General features: G+C 44.9%; 14 protein-coding genes. 10 read left to right on the top strand and 4 right to left on the bottom strand.

Translation table 11 applies throughout. The features are described from left to right. Positions 1-73: 73 nt before the first annotated feature. From AC5ELV_RS02105 to AC5ELV_RS02095, 3 genes are all read left to right on the top strand, one after another. Positions 74-499: a VOC family protein gene (locus AC5ELV_RS02105; protein WP_235308060.1), complete on the top strand. Its 426-nt coding sequence runs from the start codon at positions 74-76 to the stop codon at positions 497-499. A gap of 235 nt (positions 500-734) precedes the next feature. Next, positions 735-1,208: a MarR family transcriptional regulator gene (locus AC5ELV_RS02100; RefSeq protein WP_493428950.1), complete on the top strand. Its 474-nt coding sequence runs from the start codon at positions 735-737 to the stop codon at positions 1,206-1,208. A 153-nt stretch (positions 1,209-1,361) separates the two neighbouring features. After that, positions 1,362-2,612 carry an MFS transporter gene (locus AC5ELV_RS02095; RefSeq protein ID WP_493428949.1) on the top strand — a complete coding sequence of 417 codons (1,251 nt, stop codon included), beginning with the start codon at positions 1,362-1,364 and terminating at the stop codon, positions 2,610-2,612. Between the two features lie 96 nt (positions 2,613-2,708). Here AC5ELV_RS02095 and nrdF read toward each other — a convergent pair whose 3' ends face one another. The 3 genes from nrdF to nrdI form a co-directional block, all read right to left on the bottom strand. Beyond that, positions 2,709-3,674: a class 1b ribonucleoside-diphosphate reductase subunit beta gene (nrdF, locus tag AC5ELV_RS02090; RefSeq protein WP_493428948.1), complete on the bottom strand. Its 966-nt coding sequence runs from the start codon at positions 3,672-3,674 to the stop codon at positions 2,709-2,711. Positions 3,675-3,893: 219 nt separating this feature from the next. Continuing rightward, entirely contained in the window at positions 3,894-5,978 is a 2,085-nt protein-coding gene (gene nrdE / locus AC5ELV_RS02085) for a class 1b ribonucleoside-diphosphate reductase subunit alpha (RefSeq protein WP_493428947.1), read from the bottom strand. Beyond that, a complete protein-coding gene (gene nrdI, locus AC5ELV_RS02080) occupies positions 5,965-6,324 on the bottom strand; it encodes a class Ib ribonucleoside-diphosphate reductase assembly flavoprotein NrdI (RefSeq protein ID WP_016819181.1) in 360 nt (119 codons plus the stop codon). Before nrdI ends, nrdE begins: the two co-directional genes overlap by 14 nt. A gap of 407 nt (positions 6,325-6,731) precedes the next feature. Here nrdI and AC5ELV_RS02075 point away from each other — a divergent pair, with 407 nt between their 5' ends. From AC5ELV_RS02075 to AC5ELV_RS02065, 3 genes are read left to right on the top strand one after another with little or no spacing between them, the layout of a single operon-like run. After that, on the top strand, positions 6,732-7,094 hold the full coding sequence (locus AC5ELV_RS02075; RefSeq protein ID WP_493428946.1) for a DUF2500 domain-containing protein: 363 nt from the start codon (positions 6,732-6,734) through the stop codon (positions 7,092-7,094). 40 nt (positions 7,095-7,134) lie between these two features. After that, entirely contained in the window at positions 7,135-7,695 is a 561-nt protein-coding gene (locus AC5ELV_RS02070; RefSeq protein WP_493428945.1) for a GNAT family N-acetyltransferase, read from the top strand. 2 nt (positions 7,696-7,697) lie between these two features. Beyond that, complete coding sequence (locus AC5ELV_RS02065) at positions 7,698-8,921, top strand: MFS transporter (RefSeq protein ID WP_493428944.1); 1,224 nt, start codon at positions 7,698-7,700, stop codon at positions 8,919-8,921. 72 nt (positions 8,922-8,993) lie between these two features. Here the strand turns inward: AC5ELV_RS02065 and AC5ELV_RS02060 are convergent, their stop codons facing one another. After that, entirely contained in the window at positions 8,994-10,685 is a 1,692-nt protein-coding gene (locus tag AC5ELV_RS02060; RefSeq protein WP_493428943.1) for an ABC transporter substrate-binding protein, read from the bottom strand. Positions 10,686-10,965: 280 nt separating this feature from the next. Here AC5ELV_RS02060 and AC5ELV_RS02055 point away from each other — a divergent pair, with 280 nt between their 5' ends. The 4 genes from AC5ELV_RS02055 (at position 10,966) to AC5ELV_RS02040 (ending at position 18,634) form a co-directional block, all read left to right on the top strand. Then, positions 10,966-12,033 (top strand): LacI family DNA-binding transcriptional regulator, encoded by a 1,068-nt coding sequence (locus AC5ELV_RS02055; protein ID WP_493428942.1) that lies wholly within the window; start codon positions 10,966-10,968, stop codon positions 12,031-12,033. A gap of 204 nt (positions 12,034-12,237) precedes the next feature. Then, positions 12,238-14,790, top strand: coding sequence for a beta-mannosidase (locus AC5ELV_RS02050; protein ID WP_493428941.1), 2,553 nt, complete (start codon positions 12,238-12,240; stop codon positions 14,788-14,790). A 303-nt stretch (positions 14,791-15,093) separates the two neighbouring features. Beyond that, a complete protein-coding gene (locus tag AC5ELV_RS02045) occupies positions 15,094-17,400 on the top strand; it encodes a helix-turn-helix domain-containing protein (protein ID WP_493428940.1) in 2,307 nt (768 codons plus the stop codon). Positions 17,401-17,587: 187 nt separating this feature from the next. Beyond that, a complete protein-coding gene (locus tag AC5ELV_RS02040; protein ID WP_493428939.1) occupies positions 17,588-18,634 on the top strand; it encodes an ROK family protein in 1,047 nt (348 codons plus the stop codon). The last annotated feature ends 15 nt before the right edge of the window (positions 18,635-18,649 follow it).

The following is an 18,649-nucleotide window of genomic DNA, read 5'->3' as shown; positions in this document are numbered from 1 at the left end:
TTGACAAGTTTTGTATATAATACAGGAGAAATGGCTGGGTTAATCACCTCGAATTAAAGGAGCTGTGTTGAAGATGTCCAAACGTTTGATTCCTTACATCACGATGGATGGAAATGCAAAAGAAGCAATTGAATTTTATAAAGAGGCATTGGATGCTCAACTGCTTTTTATTCAAACCTTTGGGGAAATGCCGGAAAACCCCGATTTTCCCATTCCCGCAGAAGTCAAGGAACGTGTGGGACATGCTACCCTTAAAGTGGGTGAGACAGAGCTCATGTTTTCTGATACCTTTCCCGGATCGCCTTTTAGCAGCGGGAATCAGGTGAGCATCTGTATTACAACCGATAGTGTGGAGCAAGCTCAAAAAATGTTTGATGCTCTACAGCAAGGAGGACAGGTGGGAATGCCTTTGCAGGAAACCCATTTTAGTCCAGCTTATGGGAATGTAACAGACAAGTTTGGTGTCACCTTTCAAATGTTTACAGAGGCTCGGTCTTAAGAAATGGAAAACGGCTCGATTCCGCTACTTTAGCGATCTGGCCGTTTTTTTGCGTGTATGTCCTCGTCTGAAAAATAAATACACATACATAAAGCATAGGGAGTGATATCTTTTTTACCCTGCTTGCCGTTTAGTAGATTAGGTTTATTTACTGCATACTTAGACGCTTGTTGAAATAGAAACAAAAATATATTATATTATGTTGTTAATGCACCAACGGGTGGGAGGACAGGCCATGAGCAAAGAAGAACAGGTCATAATGGGTTTCAGGGACTTATATAACAAGATGGTTTGGCTTAATAAGGATAAGATGGAAGACAGTCTTAAGGGTTATAAGTCTTCTGAAGTCCATTGCATCGAATACATTGAAAGAAATGTAGATTCCAACGTGACAAAACTTGCGGAGTCCCAGTATATGACTAGCGGTGCCATAAGTAAAATAACTAAGAAGCTCATAAAAAAAGGCATTATCGAAAGCTACCAGAAGCCGGATAACAAGAAAGAAATCTATTTTCGGCTTACGGAGCAAGGGAAAGTAATTTATAAAATCCATGAGGAACTGCACAAAGAGTTTCAAGAGCGAGATAAAGCCGTGTTTGAGCAGGTAACCGATGAACAATTTGATAGTATGCTTAGCTTCGTGGAAAAGTATAATAGGCATTTGGATGCAGAAATAAAGAAACACGGTATAGATATTAAGTCGGAATAAATCTGAATAATGAAAATCAAATCACAGGCAGCCGGGCTCTATTGAGAACGGGCTGCCTTTTTTTGTTATTATTTTGTTGCCGAGGAAGAAAAACTGTGATACGATATTTTTGCTTCCGAGGAAATAAAAACATAGCTTTTGAGGGGAGATTTAATGTTCAAATTTAGATCACACCATGAACAGAACACAGAACAAACCGTAGATAAACACGCTTTAATATTCGGTCTTATCTCTGTGTTTCTTTGCGGAATAGGCTTCAGTATCATAGCACCTGTCGTCCCATTCTTAGTACAGCCTTATATAAGCAATCCGGGAGAACAAGCTATCGTTGTCACGCTGCTGACTTCTGTTTATGCCTTCTGCGTGTTTTTTGCGGCCCCCGTGCTTGGAGCTCTGAGTGACAAATATGGCCGTCGTCCATTGCTCTTAGTATGCCTTTTGGGTTCCGCAATCGGGTACTTGGTTTTTGGCATAGGAGGAGCTCTATGGGTACTATTTGCGGGACGCATCATAGAAGGTATAACAGGTGGGAGCATAAGCACGATCTTCGCCTATTTTGCAGACATCATTCCTCCAGAACAGAGAACCAAATACTTTGGATGGGTGAGTGCGGTTGTAGGTGTAGGCACCGTCATTGGCCCAACTTTAGGCGGATTACTTGCCAAGTTTGGTTATTCTGTACCCATGTATTTTGGAGCAATTATAACTTTAGTGAATGTTATATATGGAGTCTTTTTTATGCCTGAGAGCCTTGACAAGAAACATAGACTGAAAGAAATTACTTTTGTAAGACTTAATCCATTCATACAGCTTGCAAACCTGCTTTCCATGAAAAACTTAAACAGGCTACTTATCTCGGCGTTCTTACTTTGGATACCCAACGGATCTTTACAGGCCGTTTTTTCACAATTTACAATGGATACTTTCGCTTGGAAGCCTGCACTAATCGGACTTATGTTCTCAATTATGGGTGTCCAAGACATTATCTCACAAGGTTTCATCATGCCAAAGCTTTTGAGAAAACTTAGTGATAAACAGATAGCCATTCTTGGAATGGTTTCGGAGATTATAGGCTATAGTCTTATTGCAGCATCGGCTTTGTTCTCATTCTATCCTCTTTTTATCACTGGCATGTTTATATTTGGTTTTGGTGATTCGATCTTTGGGCCTTCATTTAATGGGATGCTCTCCAAGTCTGTTGATTCTAGTGAACAAGGGAGGATTCAAGGAGGTAGTCAATCTATTCAGGCTTTAGCAAGAATGATTGGGCCTATCATTGGAGGTCAAATCTATGTATCACTTGGTCATGCCGCACCCGCTTTTATGGGTATGATCCTTATAGCAGCGGCAATACCAGTTTTATATAAGCGAACGCATGTAAATGAGGATTTTGCAAAATCCTGAAATATGTAAACTATCTACTTTCTTTAGGCAATAGGGTTTCAGAACTTAGGGACAAGTTCTAAAACCCTATTTGTTTACAGTTTCACGTATTTGTACTTATACGCCAAAATTAAAATCATCATCTGTCAGCGGCTCTACATTCATCGCCCGCACATAGCCGTTTCCTTTTTTAGAAAAGAAATCATGCTGCTTAGTGTGGGTGCTGATGCCGTTGAATACAATGGGATTAACTTCTTCTTCTTCAAACAGTGGATCAAAGCCCAGGTTCATCATGGCCTTGTTGGCGTTGTAACGCAAAAAGATTTTCACATCGTCTACGAGTCCAATAGGGGTGTAAATTTGCTCGGTGTATTGTTCCTCGTTATTGTGCAAGTAGCGCAGCAAGCCTACCAGCGTCTGGTAAAGATCACGTTGTTCTTCCTCGGCCAATTCTGCATAAATCTCCTGTGCCAGTACACCTACGTACACACCGTGAATACTTTCATCCCGCAGGATCAAATCGATAATTTCTCCACTGCATGTCAGCTTGCCCTGGCCCGCCAGATAAAGAGGGTAGAAGAAGCCGCTATAAAATAAATAGCTTTCTAACAGCACCGACGCTGCCATCGCGAGATACAGGTCTTTGGGTGTATGGATATTCATATAATACTGACGAATGGTTTCTGCCTTGGTTTGGAGATGTGGATTTTCTTCCACCCAGCGGAATACACCGTCAATTTCTTCCGTGGAAGCTAGCGTTGTAAAGATGCTACTGTACGACTTGGCATGAATTTGTTCCATCATCGCCATAAAGCTTAGTACGGCTTTGCGTTGCAGTCCGTCCACATGCTCCATAATTTGCGGCATACCCACGCCGCCTTGAATGGTATCCAGTAGCGTCAATCCGCCCAGCACCTTCATGTAGGCTTCTTTTTCGATATCACTGAGGGTTACCCAGGACATTTTATCGTCAGACAACGGAATTTCATCATCCGTCCAAAATTGCATAATGTTCTGGTTCCAGAACATCAGTGTGAAATCATCGTCCGAGCGATTCCAGTTTACAGCTTGTATACCTGTCATTGTTAGCATTCTCCCTTCAGCTTGCGAGATTCCCTGGAAACACACAATGTAATAGTGCAGGCGAATCATCGTATGCTTGACATACGGAAGCTGTATCCGCGAGGGTCTTGTCCAGTCCCGTAAAGGTCTGAACCACACGCTGGATACAGCTTCTAATGCAAAGCATCCATATCTATTCAAAATCTAATTTTTATACTACAGCTTGTTACCATTTATGCTTTAGATGGAGCAGGTGAGGCACTCTTCTACAGACAGCTTTTTGGTACGTGTGTAGTATAACGATTTAAGTCCTTTGTGTGCGGCGTATAGATAGCAACGTGCTAACTGACGCGTAGTTACGTCACTATTCACATGAAGCACGGTCGAAATTCCTTGGTCCACGTGCGGCTGGATTTCTGCAATCAGATCAAGCACTTTGAACTGGTCCATTTGATAAGCAGATTTATAGAAGAACACGTTATCCTTTTGCAAATAAGGCATTGGATAGTAAGTCGTCGAATTGGCATAGGTACGGGTTTCAATCTGCTCAACAATCGGCATAACGCTGGATGTTGCATTTTGAATGTACGAAATGCTAGCAGTTGGCGCAATCGCCATCCGATAGGCGTGGTACAGGCCATTTTTCATCACATCTGCTTTTAATTTGTCCCAGTCCGCTGAAGTCGGAACATAGATGCCCTTGAACAGCTCTTGCACACGTGCAGTTGTTGGACGATAATCTGTGTTCAGATATCGGTCAAAATATACGCCTGTCGCATAATCCGATTCCTCAAATCCATAAAAGCTTTGTCCAGCTGCTTTCGCGATTTCCATACTCTTTTCGATGGAATGATAGTTCATCGTCATGAAGAAGGTACGAACAAAGTCTTTCGCTTCATTGCTTTCATACGCAATTTTATTCTTGGCAAGGTAGCCGTGCAGGTTCATGACACCCAGACCGACGGAGTGCATTTCACGGTTCGCTTTCGCAACACCTGGTGCATTAGCTACTTGGGTCATATCGCTGACCGAGGTGAGCGCGATCATACCCTCATGAACGGATTCGCGGATTTTGCCATGTTCCATCACATTGACAATGTTCAGTGAAGCCAGATTACAGCTCACGTCCCGACGGATGGTATCCTGTTGGCCGTAATCTGTAATTTCGGAAGTTTCCTGCAACTGGAAGATTTCCGTGCATAGGTTCGACATCTTGACTTGACCCACGTTTTTAAGAGCATGCGCCTGATTCGCGTTGCTTTTGTTCATGATATATGGATAACCAGACTCCAACTGAATCATGGCAATTTTCGTCAGCATGTCACGTGCGCTCATCGCTATTTTTTTCTTCACCCGATCATCGGCGAGGAGCGTATCGTACATTTCATCCAAATCCATGTCGTCCAGATGCGTTCCATAGGCTTTAAACACACTGTAAGGAGCAAATACATGCAGCGGTTCATTATCTTGAGCCAGCTTGTAAAAGCGGTTTGGCACCAGCAATCCAATAGAAAGTGTCTTGAGACGTACTCTTTCGTCAGCATTGATTTTTTTACTATCCAGGAACTCCAGCACGTCCCATCCGAAAATGTTGTAATAGGCTGCCCCAGAGCCTTTACGTTGCCCCATTTGATCCGCATAGGAGAAGCCGTCTTCCATCAGCTTCAGCACAGGCATAATGCCTTTTGCTGCGCCTTCTACGCCTTTAATCGCTTCGCCGCGTGACCGCAGCTTCGACAGGTTGACCGCAACACCGCCCCCGATTTTGGACAATTGCATGCAGGTGTTCAGCACATAGTTGATTGAGTTCAGGGAATCGTCCATTTCGAGCAGGAAGCAGGATACCAGTTCCCCACGGCGGCTTTTGCCTGCATTCAGGAAGGTTGGTGTCGCTGGCTGGAGACGTTGCTCCATCATCGAGCGGGACAACAGGCGTGCCGTATCGACGTTACCGCGTCCTAAATGCAGCGCGACAGCAGCAACCCGGTCAGGGTAATGTTCCAGATAGACTTTACGGTCGTTACTCTTCATTGCATAGTCGGTATAAAACTTGGATGCTGCCATATAGGAAGGAAATTTAAAATTATAGCTATGAGTGATATGGAAAATATCATTAATTTCGTCAGCCGTGTAGCTGTTATAGAAATTTTCGTAATAATCATTCTCAATCATATACAGCACTTGAGCGGCTGTGTCAGCAAACTTCAAACTCCGTTCCTGAACTTCCTTCATAAACTCTGCTACAGCCTCTTGGTCTTTTTCCAATTGGAAAAAGCCGTCTGTATCGCGTTTCATCAACATGTTGTTCAATTCAATATGCCGCAACTCGGCTCACCTCCTGTTTAAAACGCTCTACATCTCCGAACGTTCCAGATAATTCAAATTTACTAATCACGGGGACATTATAATGATCGGCAATCAAATCCGCACTTTTGGCAAATTTCTCACCCCAGTTACGGTTGCCGCTTGCAGCTACACCAACAAGGTTTTGAGCATTCTTTTTCAAAAAGGAAGATACCCTCTCAGGTATCTGCCCAAACCCAGTTGTATATGTAATAAGTACGTAAGGTTCTTCTATAGTCATTTGCTCCTCGATCTGAACCGCTGGAAGCTTGAGCTTGTTTATAAATCTTTTTACATTGCCGGTCTTGGAATCATATGCAATCAGCATGGTATGCAACCTCCTTAAACAATTAACGAAAAAAGAAAACGGCATTGCCTGGGATCTATTATAGATGGAATCCCTTGCTGGCTGCGCCATTTAAGATTTTTGACTCTATATTTACATGTATTTTCATACCTGTATCTTCAAGATATCGGGCATAAATACGTTTTTTACACTATATTTAGAGTACATTCTCTATTTTATATCTATATATAGTTTTGTCAATCGGTCCAGAGGGGATCAGAGGAGCCAGATTAGGTATAAGTCCAAGCGGGGTGCGGAAAAGAGCGAAAGAACTTTTTTTTCGTAAGTATGTTAAAAAAGTATTGGAGTTTTTAGAGGCGAAGATGTACCATTTGTCAATGGGCAATAGAATGGAAAATTTACATTTTACTGTAGAAAGGATGTAGCAAATGGGAAGTGATTTTATAGAATTTCAACCGTTTAATGTTATCTTTTTTACGGTGTTTGGACTTATTGCTTTTGTAATGATTATGGGAATTGTCAAAACGATCGGAGCGGGCCTGTCCAATCAAGCAGCCGAACGGGTACAACGTTCATGTAAGGTTGTGGATAAACGAACGAGAGTGCGTGGGGGATCAGGCGATTTTTCAGCTTCGACATATTATTATATCACCTTTGAGTTTGACGGGGGTGAGCGTATGGAGCTGGAGGTGAAGGATATGGTCTTCGGTATGATTGTGATCGGTGATCGTGGGGAGCTTCATTATAAAGGTACACGTTTTCTGGAGTTTGTGAGAGTAATGGAAGCGTAAAGGTGCTTAAAACCAATACATAATTGGAGGGAAGATTACGATGCCACATATCATTGGAAAACGAATTGTATTGAGAGAATACCGTCAAGAAGATATACCGGATATCCGAAAATGGGTCAATGACCCGGAAATCACACGTGGTTTAAGCGACGTGTTTATCTACCCGCATTCACAGGTGAATAGCGAATCCTTTGTGCAGATGATGATTGACGGCAACCCCGAGATCAAAGGTTTTGTCATTGCGCACAAAGACACCCTGGACTATATCGGACAACTGGACTTATTTAAAATCAACTGGGTGAATCGGCACGCCACCCTTGGAATTGTGATCGGGCGTGACGGTGATCTGGGTAAAGGTTATGGACGGGAAGCGATCCGGCTGTTACAAAAATTTGCATTTCATACGCTGAATCTGCATCGACTGGAGCTGGAGGTCTATGCGTTCAATGAACGTGCACACCGTTGCTATTTGGCCTGCGGCTTCAAGGAGGAAGGGCGACTACGGGAAAAGCTGTTCAGGGAAGGGCAATATTATGACATCATTCAGATGGGGATTTTGCGAAGTGAATATGAGGCTGCAGAGCAAGCGACGGAATCCTGAGAGTGCACCCTCATAAGCTATATTACTCCGTCAGCTTTCTTCAATTTTTTATGAGTGAAATCACGGGAACTACGCTCATCCTTTTTTTATTAGCTAAAGGACTTTCTTTGCAGAGTGCGAACTTCTTACTAGTTGTATTCTTTGTAAGTATTTTTCTGTTTGAGATACCCACAGGGGCGATTGCAGACAAGTATGGAAGAAAAATCTCTGTTATTTTGGGACTTTGTTGTTTTCTAGTCTACAGTGTGTTATTCGTTTGGACTGATCATATCGGGGTGCTTGTGTTTGCGCAAGTCTTTGGGGGTCTGGCTATATGTTTACAATCAGGTTCGTTGGAATCATGGGTTGTGGAAAATAGTGATAAGCCCATGGAAGTTCTTTTTACAACCTCTAACAGTATACAGTACATTTCGGGATTTATTTGTGGTCTGTTGGGGGCCTTCCTCGCAACTTTTAACTATTCACTTCCATGGGCGGCCAGCATTTTATCTATTATTGTATGCATTTTTCTATGTTTCTTTTATATGGATGAGGAGAATGTTGCTCATCGAAAGACGTCTACTACTCGCATTAAAACGATTATCGGAGAAAGTGTCCGTATCGGTTTTGAAAATAAGTCTATCTGGATTGTGTTTATAATTGGTTTATTTATCAGCTTTTCCAACTCGGCGGGGAATACATTTCAACAGCCACGTCTGGTTGGTCTTTCCGATCAAGGGATTTGGATTATGGGGTTTATCAAGGCAGGGTATTCACTATGTATGACTTTGGGAAGTTACCTGGTTCGAAAGCTAGGCGCACGATTCAGTGATGTACATATACTCATGTATGCTTGCGGCATGATTGGGGTATGGCTCATTTTAGCTGGTGCGTTCAACACATTTTATCCTGTACTGCTTACCTTTTTGATCTATGAAATTGGGCGCGGCATGTACCCGGTTGCCAAACAAATTTTTCTGAACAAAAGAATCTCTAATGAGTATCGTTCTACACTACTATCTCTGGATTCAGCGATTTCACAATTAGGCATGTGCGTAGGTTTAATCGTGACAGGGATCATCAGCCGTAATTTTATGGATTTGTCTTCCGATCAAACACCTATTCAAATATCTTGGGTGATGTGTGGCGGGATTGCGTTGATTCCAATCATTTTATTGTTTTACGTCAATCGGGTTTCAGGCAAAAATAATTCTTGGAGAGAAAAAGAAACCAAACACAATATTTAATGTAAAGTTAATGTAGAAGGGCTGAACAGCATTGTCTGTCAGCCCTGTAATATTTCATTAAAAAGCAAAACTTTATTTTTCGCCGTACCACAGCTTCAGCCGATTTTGGATTAGGCCAGTGTAGATTTCTTCAGCCTTAGGCACACCCGCCTGATCCAGCTCTTGGAGCATGCGGTCATACACAGCGTCGAACTGATCTGGCTTGGCGAGTACGGCCTCAGGAATCCGTTTGCGTACAATGTCCTGCGACTTTTGATAAATGACATTGTAATTCGTATTGGTCGGAACAGGCATGTTGTAGGCAGCCCCCCACTCTTTTACCGGAAAATCCTTTTCGTTCGGGAACAGGTCTTTCCACGTCTGGGCTTTGTATGCCTGAAGGGACTCTTTTTCGGCTTGACTATAATTTTCGGTTATCATCTCCGGATAATTGGTTGTGTAATAGTTGCCAGAAGGGTCCTTCACGCTATCGCCATAATGTGGCCCCCATATCCAGTACAAACCGATACCTGACTCTCTGCTAAAAGAAGCGTTATCAGTGTTTTTACGTTGTTGCACATCCGCCGGAATGACTCGTTTGCCATTCTCTACGTTGTAATGCTGGCCTTCAATTCCCCAATTGCGTAAAATTTGTCCTTCGTCGGAGGCCAGAAAATCCAGAAACTTGATAGCTCGCACCGGATTTTCGCATGAGGTTGTAATTCCGATCCCGGATGCCGTATCAAACCCAATGGGCTGGAGGGAATGATCCTCGTACTTCTCATTTAAAGTGACTGGAAAATGGGCGTAAGTGAATTCATCCTTACCTGCTGCCTTGAGCGCATTTTCGGCATCTTGATAGTTCCATTCCTGATCAATGAGTCCGATGACACGGCCTGCGGCGATTTTGGACTTGTACTGATCACTTTTTTGCACAAAAGTATCCTTATCCAACAGTCCTTCATTGTACATATGGTTCAACCAACGGAAATATTCACGTTCTTCTGGGCGCTTGTAGTGAAGAATGGCTTTGTGTGTTTTAGGATCAATATAATATTCGCCATCGTCGGGTCCACCTGTAGCAGTAACAGCCGGGTTTGTCACTGTAATTTGAATTTTCCAGTCCTCGGCATCGAGAGATAAGGGGATGGTTCGCTGACCATTGGTGGTAGGATATTTGGCGACATAATCTTTAAGTGCTTTTTCAAAATCTTGAACGGTGCGGATTTTAGGGTATCCGAGCTTCTTAAGTGCCTGGTGCTGGATTTCGAAGCCGGCTTGTGCATCAAACGCGATGTGATCCACACCCAAATTGGTCGGGATCGTGTAGATGGCTGGATCTTCGCTACTATATTTAATACGATTAAAATAGTCTCCATACACTTTCTTAATGTTAGGGCCGTATTTGTCTATGAGGTCGGTTAAGTCAATGAGTGCCCCGGCATCGACCATCTTTCCAATGTCTCCTTTGGGGTACACGAGATCTGGATACTCTCCGCTCGCTGCCATTAAAGCAAACTTTTCCTCGCCTCGACCATTGACAGCATGTTCGGCATTTAGCGTAACGCCCGTTTTCTTGATAATTTCCTGCCCGACAGCATCCTTCATGTTGTTCCAGTTAGAGCTGGAATCACCGCCAAAGAAAGTAAGTGTAATGGGACTGGTGTCATTAGGATCTTCCTTTTCTGCCTTACCGTCTGTTCCATTCGCGCAACCCGTTGTAACGAGCAGCAGCAAAGACAGGAGTAGAATGGAGCTCTGTCGTACCGACCTGTTCTTGAACATTTGCAAATCCCCCTTAATAAGTATGATTTACATAATGTAAGTGCTTTCAATAGTAAATTGTAGGAAATAAAGAACCGCACGTCAAGTAATTTATAATTGTTTGTTATGCGGTTTGTTTTTTTATTAAGCAAACATATTTTGGTGGAGGGTATGGATTTGTACAAATCTATCATTTGATGATCTAAAACAAAGTATGCTACGATGGTACCAGTTTATAGGTACACCCGTGTATTAGAAAGGTTAGGGTAGAAAAAGATTCCGAATAGGGTTGGGTGAGAAGATGCGTGGAAAAGTAACGTTGCAAGAAATTGCGGATGCGGCGGGCGTTTCGAAGTTCGCTGTTTCGCGTGCACTATCAGGCAAACCTGGTGTAAGTGAAGAGACAAGGGCGGTTCTGGTCAAGCTCGCTGCCCAGATGGGCTATTTTCGCAGTCATCCCAAAATGACAGGGGTAGAGCCTCGGGACACAGATTCCAGAGAATGGTCGGGTACCGTGCTAGTGTTATTTCCGAATATTAGGTACCAGAACAGGGAATCCAGGTACTGGGGGCCTGTATTTGAAGGGATTTCCGAGCGTCTGAACCGTAAGGGGATGGATATGATCACGTTAACGGAGCCCTCGACTGAAGATATGTTTTCTCTACTGAATCCGGAGTCGATTAAAGGGATTATCACAGTAGGGACGATTTCAACTTCGTTGTTGCTGAACATTTATCGAATGGGGATTCCGGTCGTCATGGTAGATCATTGGGATTCTGCATTTTTAAGTGATACGGTGTTTACAGATAATCGCACATGCATGAGTGAATTAATGAAGGATTTGCTGTGCAGAGGCTATACCCGCTTTCAGTTTGTGGGTCATATTGATGACGCTCACAGTTTCTACGAACGCTGGGAAGCTTGTCGTTCCACGCTGGAAATGAGCGGAGTAGAATTGCGGCAGAATAAAGCCCTTCTTCACAGAGGAGCGCAAGCGCTTGCTGAAGAAATGGAAAAGTTGTCCGAGGACGAATTGCCTGAGGTTTTTGTATGTGCTAATGATGTGACTGCTGCGCAAGTCGTGGATGTGCTGAAAGAAAAGGGAATTGACGTTCCGAGGCGTTGCGGAGTGACCGGGTTTGACGATACGAATGAACAAATGCCGATCTATGCCACGGTGAGAGTGGATAAGGAATTGCTGGGAATGCGTGCAGTGGACCAGTTGTTGTGGCGCATAACGAACCCGGACTCGCCTGTCGAGAAAAAGTTGCTACACGCTGAGCTATTCGTACGAGAAGCTCATGCACCCCGAATCAGTCGGGAAAATGATGACCGTGAGCGTCCCATTAACACAATCACATATAGTTAATGTCCAGATACGTGTTTGACACCTACACCGTGAAGACGAAGGAGGTCGCTTTTAGCCTGTTTAGGGGCAGAGGGCGACTTTTATTTTGTATTTTGTCATTTGTTATAAAAAACAATTGACTATTTTGTTAGCTTAATGTTATTTTTGTTATGTTGCTGACGAATCCAGATGTTCCCAATCATGCTTATAGGGAGGCTTGTGACGATGGTTAATGTGATAGGATTGGATGGCTGGAGGTTTAGGGAAGCACAAAGTGATGAGTGGCTTAGTGCGAAAGTGCCGGGTTGTGTGCATACCGATCTTTTACGACATGGCAAAATTCCTGACCCGTTTATTGGTGTGAACGAGATGGAGGTACAGTGGATTGATAAGCAGGATTGGATATATGAAGCCCATTTTGAGATAAATGCAGATCAGCTTCAATGTCAATGTGTAGAGTTGGTGTTGGAAGGTTTGGACACATACGCGGATGTAAAAGTGAATGGTCAATCTGTCTTGTCAGCCAATAATATGTTTCGGGTATGGAGAAGGGATGTGAAGGCATTTGTTCAGCAAGGGGGAAATCGGCTGGAAATCAGTTTTCGTTCTCCGATTGCTGAAGATGTACCCAAGCTGGAAAGCTTAGGTTATGGACTCCCTGCACCCAATGATCAGTCCGAAATAGGTGGTTTGTCCGACAAAAAGGTAAGCGTTTTCACACGTAAGGCTCCCTACCACTATGGTTGGGATTGGGGACCGAGGCTGGTGACGAGCGGTATCTGGAGAGAGGTCCGGATCGAGGCGTGGTCAGGTCTGATCGTGAGAGACTTGTTTATTCGACAAGACGAGGTGAATTCGGTAGGGGCTAAACTCGTGGCAGTGGTAGAGATCGAAAATGCAGATGAGATTAGAGATGCCGAGTTGCGTATTTCCGCTGACGGGAAGGTGTGGTCCAAGCCAGTTCGGCTGCTGAAGGGGAAGCAGACGGTGGAGCTGGAGCTGGAAATGAAGAAGCCGAAGCTGTGGTGGTGCCGTGGACTGGGGGAGCCGCATCTATATACGTTTGTGGCCGAATTGGTGGAACAAGAACAAGGAGCTGTAATCGCTGAAAAATCAGTAAAAACGGGACTGCGTTCCATCCGTCTTGTACGTGAACGAGATACAGCAGGAGAGAGCTTTTATTTTGAGCTGAACGGAATTCCAGTGTTTGCAAAAGGGGCTAACCATATTCCGAATGACAGCTTTGTCACTGAAGTTACGATGGAACGATATCGGTATGAAATTGCCAGTGCAGCCGCCTCGAATATGAATATGTTGCGGGTGTGGGGTGGCGGTATTTATGAACAAGACGTATTTTATGAGCTTTGTGATGAATACGGTTTGCTTGTGTGGCAAGATTTTATGTTCGCTTGCAGCATGTACCCGGGGGATGATGATTTTATGCACAATGTGGCACAGGAAGCCGAGGACAATATCAAGCGGCTGCGTCATCATCCCTGCATTGCCTTATGGTGCGGCAACAATGAGATCGATTCTGCGTGGGCGCATTATGAAGAGAATGGAGGCTGGGGCTGGAAAAAGGACTACACACCTGAGCAACGGGAACGCCTGTGGGATGATTATGAAACGCTCTTTCATCGGATTCTACCGGAGGCGGTACACACCTGGTCTGCGCAGACAGCATATTGGCCCTCCTCCCCGCTAATTGACCTGACGAGAGATCGGAACCAGCATGCCCATCGGTCTTCAACTGCAGGTGATGTTCATTATTGGGGTGTATGGCACGCGTCTGAACCGTTTGAGAATTATCATGTACATGTGGGCCGTTTTATGAGTGAATACGGTTTTCAGTCTTTTCCTGAATACAAGTCCGTTCGTACTTATGCGGAAGAGAAGGATTTGGAACTGGAATCTGCGGTGATGCTGGCACATCAGAAGAACGGTGCGGGCAATCGTCTGATTAAAGAATATATGGAGCGGTACATGCGAGAGCCAAAGGATTTTACGAGCTTTCTTCCCATGAGCCAAATTTTACAGGCAGAAGCAATGAAAGCAGCTATAGAGGCGCATCGTCGTCACAAGCCCTATTGCATGGGAACATTATACTGGCAAATGAATGATTGCTGGCCCGTTGCCTCCTGGTCGAGTATGGACTATTTTGGTCGTTGGAAGGCGCTCCAATATACGGCTAAGCGTAGCTTTGCCGATGTGCTGTTGAGTGCAACAGATACAGAACAGGGGAATAAGGCCTTGCATCTGGTCAACGATACACTAGAGCCGATATCAGGTACGCTGCGGCTGACGCTTTTACATATCCGTAGCAGCCAGGCTATTCATGAAGAGAACGTTAAGGTAAAGCAACCAGCAGGCGGGGCAGGAATTGTACATATACTGCCTATCGACAAATGGCTGACTGGTCTGAACCGTGCGGAGCACATGCTGGTCGCGCGTCTAACGCAGAATAGTGAACAGGTGACCTCCAGTGAAATTTATTTTGCAGACACGAAAGAGATGGATTTACCGCAGGCAAAAATTGAAGTGACAGAGATTCAGGGAAGCGGGGGCAGCAGATTCATGCTGTGTTCGGATGTACTTGCCAGACACGTGTGGCTATCGGCAGAGCAGGAAGGTATTTTCAGTGACAATCATCTGGATCTGGCTCCCGGTATTCCGAAAACAGTGGAATTTTGGGCCTTGCGCAACGGTTCATCAGCATTTGTGGCAGCTGCGCCGGGTACATTGACAGTACATTCATTGGTCAATTGGATACAAGGTTAGACAACAGTAAAAAGCTTATCCGTCTTTAAGTAGATGATGGATAGGCTTTTTTTATAATATAAATTTATTTTCATGATATGTAGAGCGTTTTCATAATGTTAGTATACATAACAAAATAGAGCTTTGGAGTTAAGTGATAACAGATCATTTGTAAGAAATCTATCTATTTAGCATCTGATTTTGGTAGAATAGGTTCAAAGTATAATCAAATCCGTATTAAAACTGACATCACGAGTGTGCTTAGTGTTGAGCGAAGCCCTATAGAGAGGGTCATGAAAGCATTAGGCGGCAGGGGGGGAGAACATGATGCGAAAGAGCTGGTACAGGAGATTGCTGTTTTCTTATTTCCCGATTTTTATGTTAACGGTGTCGATCCTCATTTTTTTATCCTTCCTGATTGTAAACGAAATATCGCGCAATGAAACTGGAAAGGCGAATCGGATTACAACTGGATTTGTGATGGACAGTGTGGAGAAGTCGCTGACAAAGGTAGAAATGGACGTATTAAGCGAGGCGGAGATGAACAAGAGCTACAGTTCTTTTCTGAATGGGCAGGCGCAAAGTGGCAGCACGATGCTGTATGGGCTAGTTGGAAGCCTGCGCGCGCTTAAGGATAATCATGAACTGGTACATTCCGTTTATATTTATCGAACGAAGGATCACACGGTGTTAACGAGAAGTGGACTTCAGGATGCTTCGACATTCGGTGATTATCCGTATATTGAGCAGGCTCTTCGGTCGGAGGATCGGCAGTGGTCACCTGTGCGGGAATGGAAGGAGCCGGGAACACATACGTCTGAACGCGTGATTACGATGCATAAGCGGCTCCCGTTGCCATTTGGAGGACAAGGGCTGCTGGTAATCAATATCGGTGTGTATCCGTTGGAACAAATGATTGGTCAAATGACCAATCCGGCGGTTTCCTATCTGGTAATTAATGATGCTAGTGGTCAAACCATTTATCCAGCTGCACCCGGTACAAAAGATGCTGTAAAAGCAGAGGACGGGCAGCGACTGACTCATCTGATGTCCCCCCGGCTAGGGTGGAGTTTTGAAAGTGGCATTCGTGCCGGGCAGTTGTTCGAGTGGGTGTCTGTTATCTCTTACGTCTGGATTGTAGTTGGATTGGCTGTTGTTATATTAGCGGTGATCTACATTATTTATGTGACTCGTAGAAATTACAAGCCAATCCAGCTGATGATGCAGCGTATTCAACAACTGCCCAGCCGTCCCGGTGAGGAAAACAACAAGGACGAGCTGTGGATGATTGATCGTGCGTTGCAAAGTCTGATTCGGCAAACGATCGATTATGAACAGCAGGAGCAAGCGAATATACTCATTCGGCGGCGGCAGCTGTTCCTTGATCTTATGGAAGGTACAGGCACTGAAACGGTAGAGCTTCGGCTGAATGATCTTTCTCCTTTTGCGGATGGCGGGAAAAGAGGTGTTACTCTGGTCTACGCTGTCATGGTGGTAGAGCTGCACGATCTGGATCTGCCACAGAGAGTAGACGGTAGCAGGCGTTTAGAGGATCATGGAGGCGAAGATCAGCGTTTAAGCCTGTCGTTGCTTGGTGTGGTACAGGAACTAGCAGCTACCTATGGATGGCAGGGCTGGGCAGAATGGATGAGTCGTGAAAGAATCTCCATTTTATTGCGGAAAGAGGTGGGTGATGGGGAAGGTTTGCTGGGTGCGAAGCTGCAAGAAATGGCACAAACAGGCTGTGAGTGGCTGCATGGGCATCTGGGTGTACAGCTCACGATTGGGATAGGCGGCCAGATTCACGAGTTGGAGCATATTCAGGATTCTTATCGGTCCGCCATTTCTGCCCTACGGTACCGGTTAACGCTTGGAGTGCGTGATATTGTGACCAGTGATCAGGTTCCGCAGGCCAATGAGATTCCATTATACTCCTATTTGCCGCTGATTTCGGAGACGATTCGTTCTTTTCGGCTGGCGAGCCACGATTGGCGTGTACAGCTGGAAGGGCTATTTGGATCGATGGAAACAGACAAGCTGAAGGATGGAGATATTTTAACGGTAATGCAGTGGATGCAAGAGCTGCTGGAACGGGAAATGCGTGAGATGAAGGATGTATCGGGGGCGCTGGATCGTTATTTTAACGGGCCGGAAGCAGAAAGATGGAAATGTGAGGTCGAGTCTGCTTCTTCATTGGCTGTGATGCATACGCTAATGCTGGAGCACATGACCACTGTGTATCGGACTTACGTTGCCGCCAGTGAAACCAAAAGCTACCGGGCTATGGTTAGCGAAATGAAGCGATATATTGAGGATCACTATACGAATCCGGATTTATCGTTAAATCATTTGAGTGAACGTTTTGATGTGTCACCTAAATATGCCAGTCATCTATTTAAAACAGAATTTGATATGAAATTCGTCGATTTTTTGACTCGGCTCCGTATGAATCATGCCCAGCAAATGCTGTGTAATACGACCGAAACAGTTCAGCATATTGCGACTCAGGTTGGTTATGCCAATTCGATTACCTTTGGGCGGGTATTTAAGCGGGTAGTCGGCGTAACGCCGGGAGATTATCGCAAGCTGAGATTAAAACCGGAGGATTCATTAACAGGGGGAGCGCTATAGGCGCTCGCCTTTTTTGTTTTTTCATCAAAAGGGGGGAGTAAAGCGCGTCAGTTTATGGGGCGGAATTTAGTTTATTGCGGCACAGGTGTTCAAATGCGATACTTATGTCCATATCTTGAACCTACAGGGCGTCAACAGCCGATGTATTGGCAGGCATGATGGCGAACCGGAATGACGGAGGATGGCTATGGCGGACAGGTATGTACAAAAGCAACACAGGGATGAGCCGAAGGCTTCCGGATGGGCCGCAGGCATTGATGTTGGCGGGACGAAGACGCTGATCTGTATCGGCACAGCGGAACAGCAAGTAGTGGTGAGGCATAAATTTCCGACGATTCATACGAAGGATGCCCATTTTTTCTTTGAGAGTCTATTCGAGGAGCTGGAACATTGTCTAAAACAGGAAGGCTTGTCGCTGGCACAGTTAAAAGGCATAGGTATCGGCTTCCCTGGTGTGGTAGATAACGATAGCGGAACGATTACCCACGCCCCGGCAATTCCATGGAGTGTTCAAGATCGTATACATGGCAACAGTACGCATGAAAGTATACGATCTATTGTTGCACACCGATACAGTGGTCGCTTGGTGCTGGATAATGATGTGAATATGGCTGCTTTGGGAGAACAATGGTTAGGGGCAGCTCGGGGATTACGGCATGTGATGATGATAACGGTAGGAACAGGTATCGGTTGTGGCCTTATTTTAAATGGAGAGATGTATAAGGGAGCCGCAGGCGGAGCAGGTGAGATGGCCTACTGGATTGCAGGCGAGGAACAGGCACGGCAAGCAGCAAAACAAAAAAGGACGAACGAGTTCGGTGTGTTCGAATCTTTAACATCGGGTACGGCGATCACACGCAGTGTAAAATTAGCACTCGCCTCTGGCATACCAGGTACACACATGATCCAGCTAGCAGGAGGAAGCAGGGATGAGGTAGGGGCGAGACATGTTTTGCAAGCGGCGTCCGAAGGGGATGTAGAAGCACAGATGATTTTGGAGCCTGCGCTAGCGCATATGGCGATGGCTTTGACGAATGTGATCAGCCTGCTGAACCCGGAAATGATCGTTGTAGGTGGCGGTGTAGCAGAAGGTAACACGTATTATTTGGATGAAATTCGGCAAAGAGTAGCCTTATGGACGGATATTCCTTGTACTATTGTACCTGCTGGGCTAGGTAATGAAGCCGGAGCCATCGGAGCACTGGCTACAATACTGGGCAGCTCGGTACGCTAAACAACAGGGAGGTTT

Source organism: Paenibacillus sp. NMA1017, from assembly GCF_058895805.1.
Note: the sequence above shows the minus strand (reverse complement) of the source record. Positions and strands in the feature narration are given on the sequence as shown.